Annotated in this window: 20 protein-coding genes; 11 read left to right on the top strand and 9 right to left on the bottom strand. The window is 68.1% G+C overall.

Annotation, left to right across the window (positions count from 1 at the left end; all coding sequences use genetic code 11):
• Window positions 1-7 precede the first annotated feature (7 nt).
• Window positions 8-514 (bottom strand): cupredoxin domain-containing protein, encoded by a 507-nt coding sequence (locus AB0P21_RS12140; RefSeq protein WP_363695952.1) that lies wholly within the window; start codon window positions 512-514, stop codon window positions 8-10.
• A 220-nt stretch (window positions 515-734) separates the two neighbouring features.
• Here AB0P21_RS12140 and AB0P21_RS12135 point away from each other — a divergent pair, with 220 nt between their 5' ends.
• From AB0P21_RS12135 to pruA, 4 genes are all read left to right on the top strand, one after another.
• Window positions 735-2,198: a wax ester/triacylglycerol synthase family O-acyltransferase gene (locus tag AB0P21_RS12135; protein ID WP_363695950.1), complete on the top strand. Its 1,464-nt coding sequence runs from the start codon at window positions 735-737 to the stop codon at window positions 2,196-2,198.
• On the top strand, window positions 2,195-2,734 hold the full coding sequence (locus AB0P21_RS12130; RefSeq protein ID WP_363695948.1) for a hypothetical protein: 540 nt from the start codon (window positions 2,195-2,197) through the stop codon (window positions 2,732-2,734). The genes AB0P21_RS12135 and AB0P21_RS12130 overlap by 4 nt, the downstream gene beginning before the upstream one ends.
• 58 nt (window positions 2,735-2,792) lie before the next feature.
• The gene (locus AB0P21_RS12125; RefSeq protein ID WP_363695947.1) at window positions 2,793-3,734 is read left to right on the top strand and encodes a Ku protein; all 942 of its coding nucleotides are present in this window, start codon (window positions 2,793-2,795) and stop codon (window positions 3,732-3,734) included.
• 144 nt (window positions 3,735-3,878) lie between these two features.
• Complete coding sequence (gene pruA / locus AB0P21_RS12120) at window positions 3,879-5,507, top strand: L-glutamate gamma-semialdehyde dehydrogenase (protein WP_363695945.1); 1,629 nt, start codon at window positions 3,879-3,881, stop codon at window positions 5,505-5,507.
• A 13-nt stretch (window positions 5,508-5,520) separates the two neighbouring features.
• Here pruA and AB0P21_RS12115 read toward each other — a convergent pair whose 3' ends face one another.
• Window positions 5,521-6,180 (bottom strand): TetR/AcrR family transcriptional regulator, encoded by a 660-nt coding sequence (locus AB0P21_RS12115; protein ID WP_363695943.1) that lies wholly within the window; start codon window positions 6,178-6,180, stop codon window positions 5,521-5,523.
• A gap of 139 nt (window positions 6,181-6,319) precedes the next feature.
• On the opposite strand from AB0P21_RS12115, the gene AB0P21_RS12110 reads away from it, so the two are divergent.
• A complete protein-coding gene (locus AB0P21_RS12110) occupies window positions 6,320-7,183 on the top strand; it encodes an alpha/beta fold hydrolase (protein WP_363695942.1) in 864 nt (287 codons plus the stop codon).
• Between the two features lie 69 nt (window positions 7,184-7,252).
• Here the strand turns inward: AB0P21_RS12110 and AB0P21_RS12105 are convergent, their stop codons facing one another.
• Window positions 7,253-7,750, bottom strand: coding sequence for a DUF2505 domain-containing protein (locus tag AB0P21_RS12105; RefSeq protein WP_363695940.1), 498 nt, complete (start codon window positions 7,748-7,750; stop codon window positions 7,253-7,255).
• Between the two features lie 93 nt (window positions 7,751-7,843).
• Here AB0P21_RS12105 and AB0P21_RS12100 point away from each other — a divergent pair, with 93 nt between their 5' ends.
• The gene (locus AB0P21_RS12100; protein ID WP_363695939.1) at window positions 7,844-8,230 is read left to right on the top strand and encodes a VOC family protein; all 387 of its coding nucleotides are present in this window, start codon (window positions 7,844-7,846) and stop codon (window positions 8,228-8,230) included.
• Here AB0P21_RS12100 and AB0P21_RS12095 read toward each other — a convergent pair.
• A complete protein-coding gene (locus tag AB0P21_RS12095) occupies window positions 8,227-8,856 on the bottom strand; it encodes a TetR/AcrR family transcriptional regulator (RefSeq protein ID WP_363695937.1) in 630 nt (209 codons plus the stop codon). The two genes, AB0P21_RS12100 and AB0P21_RS12095, sit on opposite strands and share 4 nt — an antisense overlap.
• A gap of 118 nt (window positions 8,857-8,974) precedes the next feature.
• On the opposite strand from AB0P21_RS12095, the gene AB0P21_RS12090 reads away from it, so the two are divergent.
• Window positions 8,975-9,976, top strand: a complete 1,002-nt coding sequence (locus tag AB0P21_RS12090; RefSeq protein ID WP_363695936.1) for a PhnD/SsuA/transferrin family substrate-binding protein — start codon at window positions 8,975-8,977, stop codon at window positions 9,974-9,976.
• 15 nt (window positions 9,977-9,991) lie between these two features.
• On the opposite strand, the gene AB0P21_RS12085 is transcribed toward AB0P21_RS12090, so the two are convergent.
• Window positions 9,992-10,366 (bottom strand): MerR family transcriptional regulator, encoded by a 375-nt coding sequence (locus tag AB0P21_RS12085; protein ID WP_363695934.1) that lies wholly within the window; start codon window positions 10,364-10,366, stop codon window positions 9,992-9,994.
• 94 nt (window positions 10,367-10,460) lie between these two features.
• On the opposite strand from AB0P21_RS12085, the gene AB0P21_RS12080 reads away from it, so the two are divergent.
• Window positions 10,461-11,411, top strand: a complete 951-nt coding sequence (locus tag AB0P21_RS12080; RefSeq protein WP_363695933.1) for a hypothetical protein — start codon at window positions 10,461-10,463, stop codon at window positions 11,409-11,411.
• Between the two features lie 96 nt (window positions 11,412-11,507).
• Here the strand turns inward: AB0P21_RS12080 and AB0P21_RS12075 are convergent, their stop codons facing one another.
• Window positions 11,508-12,401: an aminoglycoside phosphotransferase family protein gene (locus tag AB0P21_RS12075; protein WP_363695932.1), complete on the bottom strand. Its 894-nt coding sequence runs from the start codon at window positions 12,399-12,401 to the stop codon at window positions 11,508-11,510.
• A 119-nt stretch (window positions 12,402-12,520) separates the two neighbouring features.
• Between AB0P21_RS12075 and AB0P21_RS12070 the strand changes: the two genes are divergently transcribed.
• Genes AB0P21_RS12070 through AB0P21_RS12060 form a run of 3 tightly spaced genes read left to right on the top strand, consistent with a single transcriptional unit; the run spans window position 12,521 to window position 15,373 of the window.
• The gene (locus AB0P21_RS12070) at window positions 12,521-12,937 is read left to right on the top strand and encodes a hypothetical protein (protein WP_363695931.1); all 417 of its coding nucleotides are present in this window, start codon (window positions 12,521-12,523) and stop codon (window positions 12,935-12,937) included.
• A complete protein-coding gene (locus tag AB0P21_RS12065) occupies window positions 12,865-14,565 on the top strand; it encodes a DUF1906 domain-containing protein (RefSeq protein ID WP_363695930.1) in 1,701 nt (566 codons plus the stop codon). The genes AB0P21_RS12070 and AB0P21_RS12065 overlap by 73 nt, the downstream gene beginning before the upstream one ends.
• Before the next feature lie 31 nt (window positions 14,566-14,596).
• Window positions 14,597-15,373, top strand: coding sequence for an acyltransferase domain-containing protein (locus tag AB0P21_RS12060; protein WP_363695928.1), 777 nt, complete (start codon window positions 14,597-14,599; stop codon window positions 15,371-15,373).
• A 73-nt stretch (window positions 15,374-15,446) separates the two neighbouring features.
• Here the strand turns inward: AB0P21_RS12060 and AB0P21_RS12055 are convergent, their stop codons facing one another.
• From AB0P21_RS12055 to AB0P21_RS12045, 3 genes are all read right to left on the bottom strand, one after another.
• Window positions 15,447-16,412 (bottom strand): helix-turn-helix domain-containing protein, encoded by a 966-nt coding sequence (locus AB0P21_RS12055; RefSeq protein WP_363696487.1) that lies wholly within the window; start codon window positions 16,410-16,412, stop codon window positions 15,447-15,449.
• A gap of 92 nt (window positions 16,413-16,504) precedes the next feature.
• Window positions 16,505-18,331: a glycoside hydrolase family 76 protein gene (locus tag AB0P21_RS12050; RefSeq protein WP_363695926.1), complete on the bottom strand. Its 1,827-nt coding sequence runs from the start codon at window positions 18,329-18,331 to the stop codon at window positions 16,505-16,507.
• The gene (locus AB0P21_RS12045) at window positions 18,331-22,419 is read right to left on the bottom strand and encodes an AbfB domain-containing protein (protein ID WP_363695925.1); all 4,089 of its coding nucleotides are present in this window, start codon (window positions 22,417-22,419) and stop codon (window positions 18,331-18,333) included. The genes AB0P21_RS12050 and AB0P21_RS12045 overlap by 1 nt, the downstream gene beginning before the upstream one ends.
• Between the last annotated feature and the right edge of the window lie 78 nt (window positions 22,420-22,497).

The following is a 22,497-nucleotide window of genomic DNA, read 5'->3' as shown; positions in this document are numbered from 1 at the left end:
CCGCGGGTCAGGAAACGACGAGCTTGGCGACCAGCTTGCCGCTCTTGTGCGTCTCGAGCTCGAAGGTGCCCTTCATGTCCGCGGTGAACTTGACCGAGGTGGGCTTGCCCGGCGCCAGCTCGAGCTCCTTGTCGTAGCCGTGCAGGTGCAGCTCCTCCTCGGCGTCGCTGACCGCGGTGATCAGCACGCTCTGGCCCGCCTTCACCTTGATCGCCGAGCCGCTCGGGTTGACCTTGCCGTTGGCAACGGTGACGTTGACGGTCACGTCGGCCTGCTCGCCGGACGGGTCGGCGGTGTTCGACGGCGCCTTGGTGTTCGGCGTGCTGGCCGGGCCGCTCGGGGTCTCGGTCGGCGCCGACGACGGCGCGGAGGACGGGGCCGAGGAGGGCGCGGTCGACGGGGTGCTGCTCGGAGTCGCGCCGGCCCCGGAGTCGTCGCCGCAGCCGGCCAGGACCAGCATGCCGAGAGCGGGCAGGAGCGCGAGCGCGGTACCGCGGGAGAACGTCGAACGCATGATGCGAGGGGCCTTTCAAGGAGATTCAGTCTGCCGGGCGCACGACACGCCCTCTTGCCTGACGAACGTCCGGGCCCCAGTGTTCCCGGTATGCACCATCAGTCGTGTCACGATCGCTGACAGCCATGTTCGCCGTTCCAGGCCAGTGTCGCAGCCTGCTGTCGGCGGCCCCGGTTAGGGTGACTGGACACAGCGCCACCAGGCAGAAGGAGGGCCCGCGATGCCGGACCGGTTGACGTCGCTGGACCTGACCTTTCTGAAGGCCGAGAGCGCGGCCACGCCGATGCACGTCGGCACGGTGGACATCTTCGAGCCGCCGGTGCACGGGGACGACGGATTCGACTACGAGAGCCTGGTCGCGCTGATCCGCGACCGGATCGCCTTCGTCCCGCGGTACCGGCAGCGGATCCAGCACGTGCCCGGCCGGTTCGCCGGGCCGATCTGGGTCGACGACGAGGAATTCGACATCACCTTCCACGTACGCCGGTCCGCGCTGCCGCGCCCCGGCACGCACGCCCAGCTGCTGGAGCTGGTCGCGCGGATCATGTCGCGCCGGCTCGACCGGGCCCGGCCGCTGTGGGAGATGTATCTGGTCGAGGGCCTGCAGGGTGACCGGTTCGCGATCATCTCGAAGTCGCACCAAGCGCTTGTCGACGGCAACAGCACGGTCGACATCGGCCAGGTCGTCCTGGATGCCACCGCGCACCCGCGCGACACCCCGACCGACACCTGGCAGCCTGCCCACCCGCCGTCGGCGCTGGAGCTGCTCGCGGGCGTCTTCGCCGATGCGACCCGGCACCCGACCGCGGTGCTGGAGCTGGCGCGCGCCGAGATGGCCAGCCTGACCGGCTCGACGTCGGTGCGGGAGGTGCTCGGCGACGTGGTCGGCTCGGTGGTTGCCCAGCGCCACGTTCAGGAGAGCTCGCTGCACGTGAAGACCTCCGGGCAGCGCCGATTCACCACGGTCCAGACGGATCTCGAGGACTATCGGGCCGTCCGGGCGATGCATGGCGGCACGGTCAACGACGTGATCCTGGCCGTGGTGGCCGGTGCGCTCCGGGCCTGGATGATGACCCGGGGCGAGTCGGTCAGCCCGACCCGCGGCGTGCGCGCCGTCGTACCGGTGAGCATCCGGGACGACGATGACGAGGAGCCGACGTCGCTCGGCTCACGGGTGATCGCCTCGACGGTGAACCTGCCGGTCGGGGAGAACTCCCCGGTGATGCGGCTGCACCAGATCTCGTACCAGACCAAGGTGCACAAGGACACTGGGCGAGCCGTCAGCGCCCGCTCGCTGGTCGGGATCGCCGGCTTCGCGCCGACCACCCTGCACGCCCTCGCGGCGCGGGTGGCGACCGAGACCGTGCGGCCGATCGACGACGTGGTGATCACCAACGTTCCGGGTCCGCAGTTCCCGCTGTACGCCCAGGGCGCGCCGATGCTGGCGTCGTACCCGGTGGTGCCGTTGATGCCAGGGCAGGGTTTGTCCGTGGGAGTCACGTCGTACGACGGCAAGGTGTCCTTCGGGCTGAACGCGGACCGGACCGCGATGCCCGATCTGGCCGTCTTCGCCCAGTGCGTCACCGACGCGCTGGACGAGCTGCTGGACACCACGAAGGGCAGCCGTAGCCGCGCATCGCGTGGTCGCAAGAAGCCACGCAGTCCCAAGAAGGCGGAGTCATGAGGGTCTACATCCCATCCACCATCCCCCGGCTCGACGCCGCCTGTCATTCGGGGGAGTTCGGTCCCGCGCCACAGCTCGCGTACGCCGTGACGCCGGCGCTGCGGGAGTGGTTCGCGACCGCGGACGACGAGGAGCTCGAGTACGCCGCGATGGCGCAGGCCGCTCGCGCGTCGGTCGGCCTGCTCGCGGCTGACCCTGACGCCGCCCGGAGGCGCGTAGTGGTCGCCTGCGAGGTGTCTGCGGTGCCGCCGGCCGATGGGACGGTTCAGCTGGGGGATGCCCGGCTGGAGCTGCACGTGGTGGTGCCGTGGTCGGCCGTCGCCGCGGCGCATCTGGACAGCAAGGATGCCGTCGAGGTGATCGCCAAGGCCGCCGAGCTGTGGGACGTGGCGCAGGGTGACACCGCGAATCCGGCCCATGAAGACGCTGTTTTCGCCCTCGACTCGTGCGAAGGTGAAGACCTGCTGTGGTACGCGACACAGGAGATCCCGGACTTCCTCGCGGCTGAGGGTCCGCACGGCGGGCACCGGGCCTGACCGGTTGAACCGGCTCGGTCGATGACTCGGGCGACGAACTGACAGGGAGCTGATGGCGATGCAGGCGATCTGGAAGGGCGCCATCTCGTTCGGGATGGTGACGATCCCGATCAAGGTGTTCTCGGCGACGGAGGAGAAGGACATCTCCTTCCGGCAGGTGCACACCGAGGACGGTGGCCGGATCCGGTACAAACGGACCTGCCAGGAGTGCGGCAAGGAGGTCCCGTACTCCGATATCGGCAAGGGCTACGAGATGGCCGACGGCCGGATGGTGGTGCTCGAGCCGGACGACTTCGCCGACCTGCCGCTGTCCAGCAAGAAGGTCATCGACGTACTGGAGTTCGTGCCGGCCGACCAGGTGGACCCGCTCTACCTGGGCAAGTCGTACTACCTCGCCGCCGACGGCGGTCCGGGCGCCAAGCCGTACGTGCTGCTCCGGGACGCGCTCGAGGGCTCCGAGCTGTACGCGCTGGTGAAGGTCGCGCTGCGGTCGCGGGAGAGCCTCGGCCTGCTCCGGACCCACGAGAACGTGCTGATCCTGCAGGTGATGCTCTGGCCGGACGAGGTACGCGACTCCTCCTTCGCCGCGCCCGACGAGGACGTGGAGATCCGCAAGCAGGAGAAGGCGATGGCCGAGTCCTACATCGACACCCTGCGCGGCGAGTTCGACCCGGACCAGTACCACGACGAGTACCGGCATGCGCTGGAGCAGGTCGTCGAGGCCAAGGCCGCCGGCGTCCCGATGCCGGCCGAGGCGGAAGAAGAGGAGACCGAGGGCGCCGAGGTCGTCGACCTGGTCGCCGCGCTCCGTGCCTCCGTCGAGGCAGCCAAGGCCCGCCGCGCCGCCGGTGGTTCCGGTGGTGGCGGTCAGGGCGACGCCTCACCCGCGAAGAAGACCCCGGCCAAGAAGGCGGCCCCGGCCAAGAAGACGGCAGCCGCCAAGAAGGCAGCTCCAGCGAAGAAGACCGCAGCCAAGAAGGCAGCTAAGAAGTCGGCTTGATCACACTCCGCCCAGGACACCTCACGAGGGGTCCTGGGCGGAGGTCTGAGTAAGACCTGTCAGGTTCGTGGTCTGTGGTTGGACATGGCACCATGAAGGCGCCAGCTGAGAACCAGTCGAGCCGACCGAGGAGCACCGCACACCATGGATGCCGTCACCGCAGTACCCACCCCGATCAACGAGACAGTCCGTGGGTATGCGCCCGGTTCGCCCGAGCGGGGCAGCCTGGAGGCGAAGCTCAAGGAGTTCAACGCGGCCGGGGCGATCGACCTGACCTGCACGATCGGCGGCGAGCAGCGGCTCGGTGGCGGGTCGACGTTCCAGGTCGTTCAGCCGCACAAGCACGCGCACGTGCTCGGCACCCTCGGTAACGCCACCGAGGCCGACGGCAAGGCGGCCGTCGACGCGGCGCTCGCGGCGGCTCCGGCCTGGCGCGCGCTGTCCTTCGACGACCGCGCCGCGGTCTTCCTCAAGGCCGCCGACCTGCTGGCCGGCCCGTGGCGCGACACCCTGAACGCGGCCACCATGCTCGGTCAGTCGAAGACGGCCCAGCAGGCCGAGATCGACGCCGCCTGCGAGTTCATCGACTTCCTGCGCTTCAACGTCGCGTTCGCGCGCAACATCATCAGCGACCAGCCGATCTCCTCGCCGGGGATCTGGAACCGGGTCGACTACCGCCCGCTCGAGGGCTTCGTCTACGCGATCACCCCGTTCAACTTCACCGCGATCGCCGGCAACCTGCCGACCGCGCCCGCGCTGATGGGCAACACGGTGGTCTGGAAGCCGTCGCCGACCCAGCAGTTCGCGGCGCACTGGACGATGCGGCTGCTCGAGGCCGCCGGTCTGCCCGCCGGTGTGATCAACCTGGTCACCGGCGACGGCATCGACGTCAGCAAGGCCGCGCTGACCCACCCCGACCTGGCCGGCATCCACTTCACCGGCTCGACCAAGACCTTCCAGAGCCTCTGGGGCACGGTCGGCGCCAACATCGCGGGGTACAAGACCTACCCGCGGCTGGTCGGCGAGACCGGCGGCAAGGACTTCATCCTGGCCCACCCGTCGGCCGACCCGGCGGTGCTGAAGACCGCGATGGTCCGCGGCGCCTTCGAGTACCAGGGCCAGAAGTGCTCGGCCGCCAGCCGCTCGTACGTGCCGCGCAGCGTGTGGAACCAGATCCGCGACGACATCGCCGCCGAGACCGACTCGCTCACGATGGGCGACGTCACCGACCTGTCGAACTTCATCGGCGCCGTGATCGACGACCGCGCGTTCGCCAAGCACAAGGCGGCGCTCGACCGGGCCCAGCAGTCGGCCGGTATCGAGGTCCTGGCCGGCGGCACCTACGACGACTCCGAGGGGTACTTCGTCCGGCCGACCCTGCTGGTCTCCGACGACCCGACCGACGAGATCTTCAACACCGAGTACTTCGGCCCGATCCTCGGCGTGCACGTCTACGAGGACGGCGACTTCCACCAGGTCATGCAGCAGATGGAGAGCTCGGCACCGTACGGGCTGACCGGCGCCGTCATCGCGCAGGACCGGCACGCCGTCGCCGAGGCCGCGGAGTACCTGCGCTTCGCCGCGGGCAACTTCTACGTCAACGACAAGCCGACCGGCGCGGTCGTCGGCCAGCAGCCGTTCGGTGGCGCCCGCGCGAGCGGCACGAACGACAAGGCCGGCTCGATGTGGAACCTGATCCGCTGGGCCAGCCCGCGGTCGATGAAGGAGACCTTCGCCCCGCCGACCGACTACCGCTACCCGCACCAGGGCTGAAACGACCGCAGGGCTAGACGACCAAACCCCTGCGAACGGTGATGTAGAACGACGTCATGTCCTCGACCAGGATCTCCACCTGGTCGGGGGCGTAGACGTCGGCGTCGAGCAGCCAGTCGGCGATCTGGTCGAAGAAGCCGCCGATCAGCCCGATGGCGACCGCGTGCCGGGAGCGCCGGTCCAGCTCGTCCGGCGGCTCGACCTCCTCGTCGGTCTCGGCCGGAGCGTCGTACCGGTCCCAGATCTGCTCCATGAAGCCGGCCGCCCAGCGGCGATTGGTACGCCGCTGCCGCTCGACGGTCTTGGAGATCCCGCCGGCCTGGCCGAAGGTGACCTGCGCGACCCGCGGATCGTCCAGTAAAGCGTGCGCGAAGGCGGCGATGATCCGCGGGACCGCCTCGCGTTCGTTGCCCTGAGCACCGGCCGCGACGGTCATCATGTCCGCCATCAGCCGCTCCGAGGTGCGCTGCAGCAGCGCGACGTAGCAGTCCTCGCGGTTGTCGAAGACCTCGTAGAAGCTCTTCGTCCCGACGTACGCCGTACTGCAGATCTGCTCGATCGAGGTGCCCAGGTACCCGTGCTGGGCGATCAGGTCGAGCGCGGCGTCCAGGATCTGCTCCCGGCGCTCGGCTTTGCGTTGCTCAGCTGTCAGACCTCTGATCACTCGACCCATGGCGTGACGTTACCCCCGGTCGCAGGTCGGCAACCAGTCGATGAGTTATGAACACGAGGACTTGTTCCAAACTCCTGGACGTGCTCCACTGTCGGTCATCCCGTCGTCACCGAACGACACTGCCCCTCGGGAGCCGTTTATGCGAAATGTCCTCCGGCGTACTGCGGCGAGCCTGGTGGCCGCCGCGATGCTCGCCACCAGCTTCACCGCCACGGCGCAGGCCGCAGCGCCCAGCTCGGGCTTCGACAACTGGTCCTGCAAGCCCTCGGCCGCACACCCGAACCCCCTCGTGCTGCTGCACGGCCTGGGCGGCAACGGCCCCGGCAACTACTCGTTCCTCGGCCCGTACCTGGCGGCGAAAGGCTACTGCGCCTACACGCTGACCTACGGCCAGGCGACCCCGCTCATCCCGGTCGGCGGCACGATCTCGATCGTCCAGTCGGCAGCGCAGATCGAGGCGTTCGTCGACCGCGTCCGGCAGAGCACCGGCGCCGCGAAGGTCGACATCGTCGGCCACTCCGAGGGTGGTTTCCAGAGCCTGTACGGCCCGAAGGTCCGTGGGTACGCCGGCAAGGTCGGCAAGGTGGTCGCGCTCGCGCCGCCCACGCACGGTACGACGTTCGCCGGGCTGGTCAGCGTCGGCGACTACCTCGGTCTGCGCCCGCTCGTCGACCAGGTACTGCGCGACTTCGGCTGCCCGGCCTGCGACGAGATCATCGTCGGCGGCTCGGAGGTGGCGAAGCTGACCGCCGGCCCGATCGCCCAGCCGGGGGTGAAGTACACGGTGATCGCGTCGAGGTTCGACGCGCTGGTGACACCGCACGAGACGTCGTTCATCCGGGAGGCGGGCGTGAAGAACCAGTTCGTCCAGGACACCTGCCCACTCGATCCGGTCGGCCACGTCGGTCTGGCATTCGACCCGACGGTCGCGCAGCTGGTCGCGAACGCGCTCGACCCGGCGCATGCCAAGCGGGTCCTCTGCGGCTTCGGTCCGCCGCTCTAGGTCTGGGGGTGGCGCGGCTGCCGGCGGCAGGGGAGCCGGCATCCGCGCCATTTTTTCCAGGTCAGGCGGTCAGTTGGTGCCGTCGTGCCAGTCGCGGCCGAGGTCGTGCTCCTTCTGCAGACCCTTGCGGATCGCGTCCACCACGAACGGCTCGATCTTCTTGCCGATCAGCGGCACCGCGACCTTCACGTCCAGCGAGATCGCCTGCACCGTCTCGCCACCGGTCGCGCTGATGGTGGCGGTGCCCTTGAGGGTGACCGGCGTACCGGCGATCTCACCCTTCACATCGGCGTTCCGCGACCCGTCGGCGTTCGCCGGGTGCCAGGTCTCGGTCTGCACGACGGTCAACGTGCCGCCGACGAACTTGCGCGCGATATCCGGTACGTCGTCCGACGCCATCTCGCGCTGGACCCGTACGACGGTGTCGCCGCCGGACGTGCTGACCTTGACGTCGTACGACAACGCGTTGGTCTTCTCGCAGGCCTGCTCGCGGAAGGTGGCGTCGGTGACGATCGCGAAGACTTCCTCAGGGGTGGCGTCGTACGACGCCGACATCTTCAGCTCCATGCCGGACATCATGGCATCCGTCCGGTACCGCGCCCGCGCACCCGCCGGGTCATGCGGACGGGGATTATCCGGGATTGCCGTTACCGTGCAGGAATGGCGAAACACTGGACCCTGGGATGCGACGCGAACGATCCGGCGAAGCTGGCTGAATTCTGGGCCGGCGCGCTGGGCTACGTGAAGGAGCCCGGCTACGACTTCCCGTTCGGCGCCTCGATCATCGACCCCGACGGTGTCGGCCCCGCGATCGGCTTCCTGCAGGTGCCGGAGGGCAAGACGTCGAAGAACCGGATGCACATCGACGTACGGGTGGCAGGCGAAGGCCCGTGGGACATGGCCGAGCGCGAACGCTTGATCCGGGCAACCGTCCCCGAGTTGGTGGCGGCCGGAGCCACCTACGTGCGCGAGGAGGTGGAGGACGACGGGGTGCTTGCCCACGTCGTGATGCTCGACCCCGAGGGCAACGAGTTCTGCGTCGCCTAATCCTTCAGCTCTGACCCACCCGGCGTCAGGACGCCTGCCTGAGACACCAGAACCTGCAGCTCGCGGGCGAAGGCCGCGGTGTCATCGAGGCCGAAAGCAACGCGCTGGAGAATCAGCCCGTGCAGCAGCGCCATCAGCACCCGCGCCGCCTGGTCGGGATCGACCTCGGCGGCAACGGTGCCGGCGCTCTGTCCGCGCCGTAGCGCGTCCGCGAGATCGGCTCGTGCCTGCTCGAACCCGGCGGCCGCGCGTTCCCGCATGCTCTCGTTCGTCAGCAGCTCGCCCCAGATCTGAACCGTGCAGCGCAGCAGCTCGCCGACGGCATCGCGGTCCCTCTCCCCGCTGATCGGATCGGCCGTGGCGGCGAGCAGGTCGGCGACCGATGCTGCACCGGCCACTTGGTGAAGCGGGGCGAACATCATCGCGAAGGTCTCGCCGGCGATCTCGAGAATGATGTCTTCCTTGCCGGCGAAGTACCGGTACGACGCTCCTGCCGAGACCCCGGCCTCGCGAGCGATGTCGGGCATCGAGGTCTGGTGGAACCCCTGCCGCGAGAAGCAGCGCCGCGCGGCCGCGACGATCGCGGCGCGGTTGGCGTCTCGGCGTTCTTGGGTGATCCGCGGCACAGGGTCCCTCCGGAGTGGTCAAAATGAACAGGCATTCATCTTGACACGGGAAGGCCTGCGAGGTCACAGTCAAAGTGAACGCTCATTCACGGTAAAGATCTGACGAAGGAGCTCACTGATGACTGACCTGGCACTCGACCTCGCGGTGTACCGCTACGAGCACACGGCAGCGCTGCTGGACGGCAGCGTCGACATCGCCGGTGTCGACGCGACCTGGCACACCGCGCCGGTGGTCACCGACTTGTTTCAAGCCATGGTCCAAGGCTCGTACGACGTGGCCGAGCTCGGGCTCACTTACTCCCTGCGCACCTGGGACACCGGCGAGTCGCCGTTCCTGGCGTTGCCGATCTTCCCGAACCGCAACTTCCGCCACTCGGCGATCTTCGTTAACGCCGACAGCGGCATCACCAAGCCAGAAGACCTGGCTGGGAAGACGATCGGCGAGTTCGCGCTCTACGGGCACGACGCGGGCGTGTGGCCGAAGGGTATTCTCAGTGACGAGTACGGCGTGACGCCCGACCAGTGCCGCTGGGTGATCGGCGGCACCGACCACCCGATCCCGTCGTTCGACTGGATCCCGCAACCCGTTCCCGACGGAGTGGACGTGCGGCACGCCGCGGAAGGGCAGACGCTGGCCGGCCTGCTGGAGTCCGGAGAGATCGATGCGCTGATCTCGGTCGACGTCCCCGAGGCCCTGGTGTCCGGCGCTTCCTCCTCGAAGATTCGCCGGCTGTTCGGAGACTACGAGTCGGTCGAGCGCGACTACTTCCGCCGTACCGGCATCTTCCCGCCGATGCACCTGGTCGCGATCCGCAGAGAACTCGTCGGGCAACCCGGCCTCGTCGAGGCGGTCTACGCGGCGTTTGCCAAGGCCAAGGATCTAGCGGCAGCGCAGTACCTCAAGGGTGCACTCAAACAGCAGATGGCCTCGATGATGCCGTGGATCAGCCAGTTGTTCGCCGAGAACCGTCGCCTGATGTCGGACGACTGGTGGCCGTACGGCGTCGCGAAGAACCGCGTCGCGATCGACACCTTCCTGCGCTACCACCACGAACAGGGCCTGTCGCGAACCCGCCTGACCTGCGAAGACCTCTTCGTACCGGAGCTGCTGACCTCGTGAAGCGCTGCGCCGTGCTCACCGCGGGCGTTGCTGCCGGTTCGGCTGCGCACTGCGAGCGCGGACCATGGCCAGATCCAGCGCATCGCGGGTCTCGAGCAACTCGGTGATGTGGGCCGAGAGTCGCTCGCGTTCGACGGCCATTCGGTCGAGCGCGGCCAGGGAGGTGTCGAAGCTCGGTGTGTCCACGCAGGGAAGCAGTTCGAGGATCGTGCTGCTGGACAGTCCGGCGGCGTAGAGGCGCTGGACGAACGCGACCCGCTCGAGGGCTTCCTCCCGGTACTGGCGATGCCCGCCCGGGCTGCGCTCGCTCACCAGCAGGCCTTGTTCTTCGTAGTACCGCAGCGATCTGACGCTGACCCCGCTGCGGTGAGCGAGCTCGCCGATCTTCATCTCCACGCTCCTCGTCGGGCCTTCGGCCGTACGGCGTGAGCTGTGCCACAGACGGTAGAAACTCACACGGATGTCAGGTTCTAGCGTAGTTGACATGTCTACCAAACCTTGGCGCCTCGCGCTTCGCACCCTCGCCGCAACCTCGGTCGCTCTGGCAGCGGTTGCCGCTCCCGCGTCCGCTGCGACGCCACACCAGATCACCGTCAACGGCCCCAACGCCTTCCCCGAAAGCATTGCCGCCGACAACCACTTCGTCTACACCACCAGCATCGGTGACGGCGCCGTCTACCGCGGACGCGTTGGCGCCAAAGCTCTCGAACCCTTCCTGCCGGCCGGTCAGGACGGCCGCACCCAGGCAACCGGGATCAAGGTCGCCGGCAACCAGCTCCTGGTCGCCGGCGCCTTCACCGGCCAGTTCTTCGTCTACTCCACGGCAGGCAAGCTGGTTGCTCGCTACACCGTGCCTGCGACGGGGGAGCAGACCCTGGTCAACGACGCGGCTGTCACTCCTGATGGCGACGTCTACATCACCGACTCTTTCCGCGCTGTGGTCTACCGGATCCCGTCCGCCGAGGTTCGCGCCCCCGCGACCGGAATCCGCCGGACCCTCGAAGTTGCCTACCATCTGCCGAACTACGTGACCGGCGAGTCCAACGGCAACGGCATCGTCGCCACCCCCGACGGCAAGAACCTGATCATCGGCTACTGGCACAGCGGCGCGCTCTACCGGCTGACCCTCGCCACTGGCGCAGTACGGCAGATCTCAGCATCGGCCCTGCCCAGCGCCGACGGCATCGTCCTGCGCGGAAACACTCTCTACCTAGCCCGCTCGGTGAGCAACCAGATCGCCACCGTCCGGCTCTCCCGCGACCTCACCCGAGCCACTGTCGTTGCCGAACGCACCTATCCCGGAGCCGACACCACCACCGGTATCGCCATCAGCCGAAACCGGCTCCTGGTCACCAACTCACAGCTGGACACCTACCTGTACGGCGACCCGCAGACCAGTCCGGCCTTCACCGTGCAGACGCTGCCACTGCACTGACCGAGCAACAGGACAGCGGCCGGCCTGAGCTCCCGTCCAGCAGCAAGAGCGGGGAGAGTTCGTGGGAGAGCGGCGCACGGTGGACTTCCTGCAGGGCTAGTGGTTGGCCGTGAGGCGATCCGCTTCGGCCAGCAGCAGGTTGCCGAACGGTTGGAAGCCGATGCTGCAGGCGTAGACGCCGCTGAAGACTCGGTGGATGGATCCCCATTCCCAGATGGCAGTCGCATCCACTCCCGTGCGAGCTGCCAGCCGCTCGGTCCGCTCCCGGAGGTCATCGCCGAGATCTGGGGTGCAGCGGACGATGGTGCCGAGATCACACGCCGGTTCGGCCCGCAGTCCGAGTGGATCGATGAGCTTGTAGCTGCCGTCACTCGCCTGCAGGGCATTCAGCTCGTGGATATCACCGTGGACCAGCACCGCGGACCGATCGTCGTGGGCGAGGCGACGACGCTTCATGCACTCCAGAGCGTCCGCGACCGTGGCCGGAGTACACGGTCGCCCCGCTAGTTCCCAGAGTTCTGGCAGCCGATCCGCGTACTGCGCTGCCAGCGTCGCGCCGGTCGGAAGGTCGACGTCGGGACCGATCGGACGCCACAGGCGAACCGCCACGTCGCACAGCAGGTTGTGGCGGCTGGCCGGGTCGGCCACCACGTCGGACATCGGAGCCCCGAGGCGCTCCAGCAGAAGTGCTTGTCGACCTACGTCTTCGCCTAACAGCTTGGCGCATCCCTCTCCGTTCGCCAGACGCAGCGCCGCGGCCTCTGGCTTGAGGTCCCGGCCGGGGATGCCGATCTTGAGGACCGCCGGAGTTCCGTCAGCCACCGTTGCCTCGACGACCAGGGCGACGTGACCGCCCGCGAAGCTGGACCCGATTGTCAGAGACCACTCCTGGGCCAGCGAGTCGACCACCGCTGGTAGCTCGTCCAGCCAAGCTTCGTTCCCGTCGGCGATGACCGTCCTGCGGACCTGGTCTGGGATGTCGAGGCTCACATCGCCAGCCTAGAGCCCGGGCAAGTTGCAGGAAGCTGCAGAACTCAGACGCCCGGAAGGAACCTTTGCCTGGATAGGGTTTCCAGGTTCGGGGGTGGGCCATCTGTGAGGAGTTGTGCGTGAGGTTCGTCAGACCTGCTGTGTTGTCGACGGTGGTTGCGCTGGTCGGTGGGCTGGTTGCCGGAGCAGCGGCCGAGGGGGTGGACAGCAAAGTCGTTTCGTACCGCGGGTACGAGGTGACGGTGCCCGCCTCCTGGCCAGTCGTTGATCTGGACAAGGATCCGACCGCTTGCGTGCGCTTCGACCAGGCGGCGGTCTACCTAGGACGCAGTACTGCGCAGGCTGATTGCCCAGCGCATCTGGTCGGTCGGAGCGAGGGGCTCGTGCTGGCGCCGTTGAGCGGGCCGGCTCGGTCGAGCGATGGTGAGCTCCAGGTTGCCGTCGAGGGCGCTGGAGTGCTGGAGTGCTGGCGACGGCGTACTACGTGCCCGGCGCGGACCAGGGCGCTCGCAAGGTGCTCGGTACGGGGCGCGTGACGGCCAAGGCAAAGGCGCAAGCGGTACCGGCTCCTCGCAAGGCTGTGGCGGCGCCCTCGATCGTCGCGACCCGCGACATCACGGGGCCCGCGTTCGACACCTGCGCGACGCCGAGCCAGGACACCATGAACGCCTGGGGCGCGCCGAACACGCCGTTCCACGCCATCGGCCTCTACATCAGCGGTGGGCTGCGGGCGTGCCAGCAGTTCAACCTGACGCCGGCGTGGGTGACCGAGCAGGACGCACATGGCTGGCAGTTCCTGCTGATCGACGCAGGCAAGCAGGCGCCGTGCTCCAACTTGGCGAGCAAGATGTCGTCGGTCCCCGCGACCGCACTCGCCGAGGGGCGCGCCGCGGCGGCCGCGGCTGTCGTGGCGGCGCAGGACCTCGGCTTCGCGCAGCGCAGCCCGATCTACAGCGACATCGAGCACTACACCTCGACCCCGGCATGCAAGGCGGCAGTGCTGTCGTACCTGAGCGGCTGGACGCAGGAGCTCAACACCCGCGGGTACGTCGGCGGTGCCTACGTCAGCGCGTCCTCTGGTGGCGTTGACCTGTCCAGCGCCTACACCAGTACTGCGTACACGCGCCCGGACAACCTGTGGTTCGCCCACTGGGGCAACAAGCCTGACCTCACCAGCCGGTTCATCCCCGCCACCTACTGGGCGTCACACCAGCGGGTGCACCAGACCGCCAACGTCAGCGCGACGTACAACGGCGTGACGCTCAAGATCGACGAGAACGTGATGGACCTGACGGCACCGCCGGCCGCCGTGACCGGCTTCGGCGCGACCGGCCGCAACGGTTCCGCCGTACTGAGCTGGACGCTGCCGGCCTCGACGGCGATCAGCCAGGTTGTTGTCCGCCGCAACAACGGCGGGGTCGCGCCGGCCCTTCCGACCGCCGGTACTGCGGTCTACGCGGGTCCGAGTGCTTCGGCTGTCACCGCTACCGGACTGGTGAACGGCACGAGCTACACGTTCCGGACCTGGGTGAAGGACAAGTTCGGCAAGTACAGCCCCGGCACTTCCAAGTTCCTCGCAGGCACCTCGACCACGGCGGCCGCCTCCGCGTCTTCGATCATGTACACCGGATCGGTCACCCTGAGCAGCCAGGTGAAGCAGGCCAACACCGGCGCGGCGCTGGCCGGCGTACCGGTGACGCTGTACTCCAAGGCGATCAACGCGTCGAAGTGGACGACGGTCGCAACGGTCATGTCGTCGGCGACCGGCGCGGTGAGTTCGGTGCAGAAGCCGGGCGTCTCGACGGCGTACATGTGGGCCTACAACGGCTCAGCCGACCTGCTGGGCTCAGGCAGCGCTGCTGTCACCGTTGCCGTGCGCCCCGCGATGTCGGGCTACCTGACGCCGGCTGCGATCAAGCTCGGTGCCAGCACTCTGCTGTACGGCTACCTGAACCCGCCTCACGCGGGCTCGACGGCGTACCTGCAGCAGAAGTCAGGCACCAAGTGGATCGCGGTGACCACGGGCAAGGTAACGGCCAACGGAAAGTTCGCCTTCAGCATCAAGCCCGCTGCTCGCGGTACCTACACGTACCGCGTCGTCTGGCTCGCGGACGCCGACCACCAGGGAACGCAGACGCCGTCGAAGGTTCTCACCGTCAGTTAGCCAGTACTGCGGGGCTTATCGTAGAAGACATATGTCGACTCCGAGGCTTGCCGAACTCCGCCGGCTAGGTGTGCCCGAGGGCTTCCTCGGGCACATCGTCGACTCCTGGCCGGATCCGGACCGGACGCCAGAAGCATGGCAGGCACTGCAGAACACCTGCGACGCCCTGCGCGCCGACATCGGGGCCCTCGCCCCGTCGCAGGAGTGGCCGGATCCGCCATTGGATCAGCGCTACTTCTACTTCCAGGCCTTCGCCACGATCGCGCCGGACGTTCGGCGCTGGCATGCCGACCACGGTGTCTCGGACGAAGTATCGCGAGCCAGCTTGGCGGACCTCGGCAACAAGGTGGCGCAGACCGGCAAGCAGAACTGGCTGGCCCACCACTTCCGCGGCCGGCTGCTCCGGCTGGGGCGGTTCCAGTTCGAGCCGACGCCGGAGGGACTGCTGGAGGTCCACATCCCCGGCGACGGCCCGATGCCGCCTGAAGCATGTGACGACTCCTTCGCTCAGGCGGCAGCGTTCTACGGCCCCGACTACCCGCAGGTGACCTGCCACTCCTGGCTGCTGGACGAGCAACTCAACGACTACCTGCCGCCGGACAGCAACATCATCCTGTTCCAGCAACGCTTCACCCCGACCGGCGAATCAGGCGACGCCGACGACTTCCTGATCGAAGCAGTGTTCGGCCAGGACGCCGACCGGTCGAGCCTGCCGCGAGACACCACCCTGCAGCGGGCAATCATCGATCACCTTGCCGCAGGCAACCACTGGTACCACCGCACCGGCCGGCTCACCCTGCCAAGGTGAACCGGTGTCGGACAAGGTCGCTCGACCTTGTCCCACCGACTTCCGTGGCGCGAAGTGGTCACGACCAACACGCTTACAGCCAGCCGCGCTCGCGGGCCTGCCAGCCGAGCTGCAGGCGGGAGCGCGAGTTGGTCTGCTCCATCAGCTGCTGGACCCGGCGCGCGACGGTCCGGCGGCTGATCCCGAGCCGCGCGCCGGCCGCGTCGTCGGTGAGCCCGGCGACCAGCAGCGACAGCAGGTAGCGGTCCTCGGCGGACATCGGCGCCTCGCTCTCCAGCCCGTCCGTCTCGGTCACCGACAACGGCGTCGCACGCATCCAGACGGTCTCGAACAGCGCGACCAGGGCGTCCAGCAGGCTGGACGGGTGCACCAGCAGGGCGGCGTCGTGGGCGGAGGTGTTCCAGTCCAGCGGCAGCAACGCCAGCTCCCGGTCCGCGACGGCGAGCTTGGTCGGCAGAGCGTCGGCGATTCGGGCCTGCTCCCCGGACTGCACATGGGTGACCGTGCTCGCGGACAGCAGTGGATCCTCCAACGCCGTGCTGTCGTAGACGACCCGATAGGCCACTCCCGCGGACTGCCGCTCCAGTTGCGTCTGGTTCACCTCGGCCGACGCGACGTACGGCGGCGCGACCAGTCCGCGGAACTCCTTCTGCGCGGTCTGTTGCACCCGATCGAAGGCCCAGCCCACCGCGGCCTGGCCCGAGACGATCTCGATCAACTCCTCGGTACGCCGGTTGCTGGGCTTGCGGTAGGCCTCGGCCGCCAGCCGTTGCACTGCCTCGCGAGTCCGGATCAGCTCCTGCTCCTGCTGCCGGACGAACTGCTCGACCGCCAGATCAGGCGGTACCGCGACGACCAGTTCTTCCGGCGGCGGAGTGCGGTGGATGAACCCGTCCCGCTGCAGCGCGGCGACAGCCCGCCGTGCCTGGGGGACGTTCAGTCCGACCCGTTCGGCGAGCTGGGCCACGGAAGCGCTACCCAGCCGGATCAGGGCCAGGTAGGTCGCTTCCTTCAGCTCAGTCAGGTCGGCCGGGGTCATCACAGGCCCGGGGTGATCGGAACGCGCATGGGATCTTCTTACCAGCGAAATCCGAGATCCGACAGGATTTTTCCGAATCCGGTCCTCGGAGGTCAAGGAGTGGCGGCCAGGATGCCTCCGAGTGCGCTGGCCTGGGTGCGCCAGTCGCGGGGGTTCGTGCCTTGGCCGGTCCAGCGTTGGCCGAGACGGTTGAGGGAGTCGCGGTCGGACTGCCAGATCGTGTCGGACTGGCGCGGCGCAAAGGTCCGGTACGCCGCGGCGCCGGTCGCGTCGGCCAGGTCCGTCAGATAGCGCATGAAGATGCCCTTGAACTGTTTCTGGTTGTCGTCGCAGCTCGCGGAGCCGACGTCGCAGGTCTCGGTCAGGATGCCGTTCGGGCTCAGCGCCGAGGAAGCGATGGCGGCGTCGGCGAGCTGCCGGGCCGAGGTGAGCAGGGCCGCGTTGCCGGTGGCCCGCCACAGTTCGAGGGCGCCGCCGATCGCGAGACCCTGGTTGTAGGTCCAGACGGTCTGGCCGTTGTTGCCGCAGGCATTGGTCAGGCCGTCGTTGACCAGCTTGGCCGAGTTGATCATGCCGCTGGCCTGGAACCAGTTCCAGCCAGTTGTTGCCCGTTGCAACCAAACGGTGTCACTGGGCAACCGGTTGTGCAGCGCGGCGGTCATCCGGACGTACAGGCCGTTGGTGATCGCGTTCTTGTAGGTGCGTTCGCGATCCCACCAGACGCCGCCGCCGCAGGTGCTGGTGTCCCAGTAGCCGTGTACGTAGTTGGCGATCGTCACGGCCATGTCCAGGTACTTGCGGTCCCCGGTCAGGTCGTACGCCTGGATCCAGGCGATCGCCCACCACTCGGTGTCGTCGATCGCCCGGCTGATGAAGTTGCCCTCCAGTGCGTCGCCGCTCTTCACACCGGCCGGGAAGACGCCCTTGTTCTCGGTGAAGGTCCGGTCGACGATCCAGCGCAGATCCGTCCGGTTGGTTCGCTTCTGGTAGTCCATCAGCGTGGTCACGGCCACGGCTGAGTTCCACCAGCTCGACAGCCACCAGGCGGTGTCCGGGCGGTAGGAGTACATCAAAGCGTCAGCGGCGGCAGCTGCCCGGTCGGTCGCCGGCCTTGCCCACGCAGTACAGGCTCCGTTGGATCCTTCCACCGCACGACCACAGGCCCGTACTGCGCCGCCGTACAGCTTCGACTTGGGGTCCTTCGTCGCGAACAGCGCGGTCTTGGTCGACGTCGCTCCGCTCGGCACGCTGAGCCGGCCGAGGGAGGAGCCGCCGGGCCAGGAGGCGCCTTCGTTCCAGGAGCGGTCGAGCCAGATCTCGTCACCCGCCCGGCCGGTGTCGATGGTTGCCCAGGCCATCCCGCGATTGTCCACGTGCAAGGCGATTCGGCGGTTCGCCAAGGTGGTGGACGGTACCGGCTGGCTGTCTCCGACCGGACTGGCCGAGCCGTCGCAGGCTGCGTCGCAGACCTTGACGTGAGCCCAGTCGGTGCAGACCACGCCGCTCGCGTCACCGCAGGCACGGATCAGGCCGCGCCGGTGGCCGGCCGGGTCGGCCTGGTTGTACATCAGCGTCCGCGTTCCGGTCCAGGACGACGGGATTGTTGCCTTGCCCAACAACCCGTCCCAGGTCGCGCCGCCGTCCCAGCTCCGGTCCAGCCAGACCGCGTTGCCGGTGCTGCCGTTGTCGATACTGGCCCAGCCCATCGCGTCCTTGTCGGAGACGTGCAACACGATCCGGCGTCCGTTGAGCACCTTCTCCGCCACCGGGAAGGTCTCCTCCTGCGCCCGCGACGGGTCCAACGTGTCGCACGCGACCGAACACACTTGCGCTGCCTCGAGTTTCGTCTGAGAAGCCTCGGCGGCCGGTGCCGGAAGCAACACCGCCAGCAGTACCGCAGCCAACAGGATCCTCATCATCAGCCTCCCAGTCCGGCCGTGTCGGCCCAGGTGGTATCGGCGTCGTAGCTCCCCGCGCCGTCCCACGGATTGGCGCCTCCGGCAACAGCTATGTACACAGCCTCGTTGGCGTGCCTGACGTAGTGGGTGGGATAGTTGAACGACTGAAGCGAGACGTTGCCCGCGCCACCCGCCCGCGCTGGTTGCGCGCAGAACGTCGCGTCGTTCTTGTAGGTGGCCGTGCCGTCGTTGGCGTCCTTGTAGAGCCGGTACCCGCGGTGCCGCAGGTACTGCCCCGGGAAGTTGCGGGACTCCAGCGAATAGCAACTGCTCTCCGCCAACCCCGGCCGGACGATGAAGCTCGCGTCCTGCCGAGCCTGCAAGGGTGATCCCGCGTCGATCACGTCGGTCCGGGCCGCGCCGTCCAGGTGTCGCAGGTAGCGGTTGGTGTAGCCGGGGGTGGTGACGCGGAACGAGCGCACCTGCCCCTCGGCCAGATCGGCGCCGCTGCGCCACCACGCCGGTACGACGTTCCAGGTCGAGTCCTCGCGGAACGATCCGCCGGTGTCGCTGTCGAGCCAGACCTCCGAGTTGCGATGCCGCAGGTAGTACCCGGGCAGGTTCTTCGACTCCAGCGACGTACCGCCGCCGCTGAGTCCTTCTCGCGCGCAGAAGGTCGCATCGGCGTTGAAGCTGCCGCCGGTGCTCGCTTCCTTCAGGATCCGGAAGTTGAAGTGCCGCAGATACTGACCGGGGAAGTTGCGGGACTCGAACGAGTAGCAGGCAGCATCTGCCAGCCCCGGGCGGACCCAGAACGCACTGTCCTGCTTGAGCCCCTTGGCGCTGGCGGCGTTGACGACCTCGGTCGCGGCAACCCCGTTCGCGTGCCGGAGATAGCGGGTCTGGAGCCCGGTGGTGGTGACCTTCAGCGACGAGAGCTTGCCGACCGGCAGCACGGTCCCCTTCGCCGCGGCGATCACCTTGAGGTTGACCTCGCGGACCTTGGCGAAGTCCATCTTGCGGACCTGCCGGTCGTAGGTGAAGAAGCCGTTGATCTCGTCCTCGACATCGGTCGGCTCGGTGTAGACACTCGCCGACAACCCCGAGCCGGTGATCAGGTCCGAGAGCTGGCTGGTGATCTGCACGTACCGGTTGGTCAGCGCCTCCGGGGTCGGCAGCATCTCGTAGGCGAAGGTGTCGCCGGTCGACCACTCGTGACCGGTCACGTGCAGCCCGAGCCCGCCGTACTCGCCGAGGGCGAGGATCCGGGTCGCGGACGGAGCTCTGGCGACGCCCGGCCCGACGTACATGTGGTCGTCGATCACGTCGCCGTTACCGGGGTCGGGATCGGAGTCGCAGCAGTTCGAGCCGGAGTTGTGGTTGACCAGCCGGGTCGGGTCGAGGCTCTTCACCAGGTCGGCGATCCGGCCCGCGTCGAACTCACCCCAGCCCTCGTTGAACGGCACCCACTGGACGATCGAGGTGATGCCCTTGTGGTTCTCGATCATCCGCCGCAGCTCGGTCTCGTACCGCGCTTCGCCGGTGGCCGAGGCGTTCCGGCCGGCCACCAGGGCCGGCATGTCCTGCCAGACCATCAGCCCGAGCTTGTCGGCGTGGTAGAACCAGCGCGCCGACTCGACCTTGATGTGCTTGCGGACCATGTTGAAGCCGAGCGCCTTCTGCTGTTCGAGATCGAACCGCAGCGCCTCGTCGGTGGGGGCGGTGGACAGTCCGTCGGGCCAGTAGCCCTGGTCGAGGGTGCCCAGCTGGAAGACGAACTTCCCGTTCAGCGTCGGGCGCAGTACCCCGCCGAGCATCGCCTTGCCGACCGACCGCATCCCGAAGTACCCGCCGACGGCGTCGCCGCTGCCGAGGGTCACCTTGAGGTCGTACAGGAACGGGTCGTCGGGCGACCACAGCCTGGCGTTGGGGACCGCGATGCGGAACTGGGTGCCGACCGTGCCGGTTGCCTGGCCGACCACCTGGCCGCCGGAGAGGACCTGCGCGGTCACGGCCTGGTCGGCGGTGCCCTGGACGGTCAGGTCGAGGGCGCTCGCTGCGACGTTCGGAGTGGTGTCGAGACGGGTGATCTTGGCGGCGTTGGTCGGCTCGAGCCAGACGGTCTGCCAGATGCCCGAGGTCGGGGTGTACCAGATGCCGCCGCGGTTGAGGCGTTGCTTGCCGAGCGGGATGTCCTCGGTGTCGACCGGGTTCCAGACGCCAACGATGATCTCGTTGGAGCCTGCGCGCAGCGCCGAGGTGACGTTGTAAGAGAACGCGTCGTAGCCGCCTTCGTGGGTGCCGAGCAGGGTGCCGTTGACCCAGACCTTGGACTGCCACATGACGGCGCCGAAGTTGAGCTGCACCTGCTGGCCGGACCATCCTGCGGGCACGGTGAAGGTCCGGCGGTAGTACATCCGGTTCTCGTGCCGCTCGATGCCGGACAGCGCCGACTCGATCGGGTAGGGGACCAGCACCTCCTCAGCCAGGTTGGTGCCGATCGGCGGGGTGTTGAGGTTGGCGGTCGGCGCGAACTGCCAGGTGCCGTTGAGGCTTTGCCATTGTGTGCGGGTCAACTGCGGTCGCGGGTACTCCGGCAGTGGGTTGCTGGTCGACACCTGGTTCGACCAAGGCGTCGGCAGCCGAGGTGGTTTCGGGGCAAGGTCAGCCGCCGGTACTGCGCTCGCTCCGGCGCCGCCGTTTGCCTGTGGCACCGCCACTCCGCCGGTCACCTTGCCGAGGTTGGTCCAGCTGCCGTGACCGTCACCGCCTGCCCACGCGTAGACGGTCGCCGCGTTGGTCGCCGGGTCGCCGAGGATGTAGTCGGCGTTCCCGTCACCGGTGAAGTCGCTGAAGCTCACCCGGTCGGCAGTCGTGGTCAGCCCGGTCGCGATCTTGCCCAGCCCGAGCCATCCACCGCGTCCGTCACCGCCGCGATTCAGCACCCCCTGCACGGATCCGTCCGCGGCGATCGCGCTGTAGTCGGCGCGAGTGTCACCGTCCAGGTCAGCGAACCGCACCTTGGTCCGATCGGTCGTCGTCCCGGTCGCCACCTGCCCGAGCGATGACCAGTTGTTGACGCCCCGGTTGAGCCAGGCCGAGACAGCGCCGCTCGCCGCGATCGTCAGGTAGTCGGTCTTGCCGTCGCCGTCGAAGTCCGCGAAGCGCACGGAGTTGTGATCAGTGGTGACACCTGAAGCGACCTGTCCCGCAGCCGACCAGCCGCCCCGCCCGTCTCCGCCGCGGTTGAGCCAGGCCGAGACCGACCCGTTGGGGTTGATCACCAGGTAGTCGGCCCGGCTGTCACCGTCGAAGTCGGCGAACCGCACCCGGGTCGCGTCAGTCGTCGTACCGGTTGCGACCTGACCCAGCGCCGACCAACCACCACGGCCGTCGCCACCGCGGTTGAGAAACGCCTGTACTGCGCCGTTGCTCGCGACCGTGAGGTAGTCGAGCTTGCCGTCGCCGTCGAAGTCGGCCCAGCGCACCTTGCCGGAGCCGCCTGCCTCGTTGCCTGCGTTGAGCGCGGGCTTCGCGGCGATCACGCCGTCGGAGTACGCGCGGTCGAGCGCCGGGTAGATGACGTTCGCCATCCGCTGGTAGCCGGCGTCGTTGGGGTGCAGTCCGTCGGGCAGCTCCGCGGCGGTCAGTGCGGGGGAGTCGACATGCCGGATCTTCGGGCCGGTCACTGTTGCTTTGATCGCGGCGTTGAAGGTGGCGACCTTCGCCTGCGCACCGGAGGTGGTCGGGATCAGGCCGATCACGATCACTGTCACACCGGGCTTGTCGACCATGATCCGGTCGACCAGCGCCTTGAAGCGTGCCGGAGCGTTCGGCACGTCGACGTTGCGGTTGAGGTCGTTGATGCCGAGATGCAGCGTGACGACGTCCGGCTTGGCGCCGGCCATCCAGCCGTCAATCTGGGCGCGCACTTGGTCGATGATCCAGCCGCTGTGTCCTTCGTTCGCCAGGTCGGGCAAGCTGCCGGAGGCTTGCGAGCCGACGAAGTTCGCGTCGTAGCGAGATTGTCCGCCGATCAAGGTGGCCAGCGGCCGCCGGTACGACGACGAGGTCGCGCTGCCGACGCCGGCGGTGATCGAGTCACCCAACGGCAGAATGCGAAGAGTTGGTTTGGAAGGTACTGCTTGGGCGGGGGCCGTAGTCAGTACAGGTGACAGCAGACCAGC

This window comes from Kribbella sp. NPDC056861 (genome assembly GCF_040687575.1).
Classification (GTDB): domain Bacteria; phylum Actinomycetota; class Actinomycetes; order Propionibacteriales; family Kribbellaceae; genus Kribbella.
Note: the sequence above shows the minus strand (reverse complement) of the source record. Positions and strands in the feature narration are given on the sequence as shown.

Excerpts from the sequence above, each read along its gene's own strand:
- AB0P21_RS12060 (WP_363695928.1), top strand. The coding sequence starts at position 14,597 with ATGTCGACTCCGAGGCTTGCCGAACTCCGCCGGCTAGGTGTGCCCGAG.
- AB0P21_RS12090 (WP_363695936.1), top strand. The coding sequence starts at position 8,975 with ATGACTGACCTGGCACTCGACCTCGCGGTGTACCGCTACGAGCACACG.
- AB0P21_RS12135 (WP_363695950.1), top strand. The coding sequence starts at position 735 with ATGCCGGACCGGTTGACGTCGCTGGACCTGACCTTTCTGAAGGCCGAG.
- pruA (WP_363695945.1), top strand. The coding sequence starts at position 3,879 with ATGGATGCCGTCACCGCAGTACCCACCCCGATCAACGAGACAGTCCGT.
- AB0P21_RS12130 (WP_363695948.1), top strand. The coding sequence starts at position 2,195 with ATGAGGGTCTACATCCCATCCACCATCCCCCGGCTCGACGCCGCCTGT.
- AB0P21_RS12085 (WP_363695934.1), bottom strand. The coding sequence starts at position 10,366 with ATGAAGATCGGCGAGCTCGCTCACCGCAGCGGGGTCAGCGTCAGATCG.
- AB0P21_RS12125 (WP_363695947.1), top strand. The coding sequence starts at position 2,793 with ATGCAGGCGATCTGGAAGGGCGCCATCTCGTTCGGGATGGTGACGATC.
- AB0P21_RS12110 (WP_363695942.1), top strand. The coding sequence starts at position 6,320 with ATGCGAAATGTCCTCCGGCGTACTGCGGCGAGCCTGGTGGCCGCCGCG.
- AB0P21_RS12115 (WP_363695943.1), bottom strand. The coding sequence starts at position 6,180 with ATGGGTCGAGTGATCAGAGGTCTGACAGCTGAGCAACGCAAAGCCGAG.
- AB0P21_RS12105 (WP_363695940.1), bottom strand. The coding sequence starts at position 7,750 with ATGGAGCTGAAGATGTCGGCGTCGTACGACGCCACCCCTGAGGAAGTC.
- AB0P21_RS12140 (WP_363695952.1), bottom strand. The coding sequence starts at position 514 with ATGCGTTCGACGTTCTCCCGCGGTACCGCGCTCGCGCTCCTGCCCGCT.
- AB0P21_RS12080 (WP_363695933.1), top strand. The coding sequence starts at position 10,461 with ATGTCTACCAAACCTTGGCGCCTCGCGCTTCGCACCCTCGCCGCAACC.
- AB0P21_RS12050 (WP_363695926.1), bottom strand. The coding sequence starts at position 18,331 with ATGATGAGGATCCTGTTGGCTGCGGTACTGCTGGCGGTGTTGCTTCCG.
- AB0P21_RS12100 (WP_363695939.1), top strand. The coding sequence starts at position 7,844 with ATGGCGAAACACTGGACCCTGGGATGCGACGCGAACGATCCGGCGAAG.
- AB0P21_RS12055 (WP_363696487.1), bottom strand. The coding sequence starts at position 16,412 with ATGACCCCGGCCGACCTGACTGAGCTGAAGGAAGCGACCTACCTGGCC.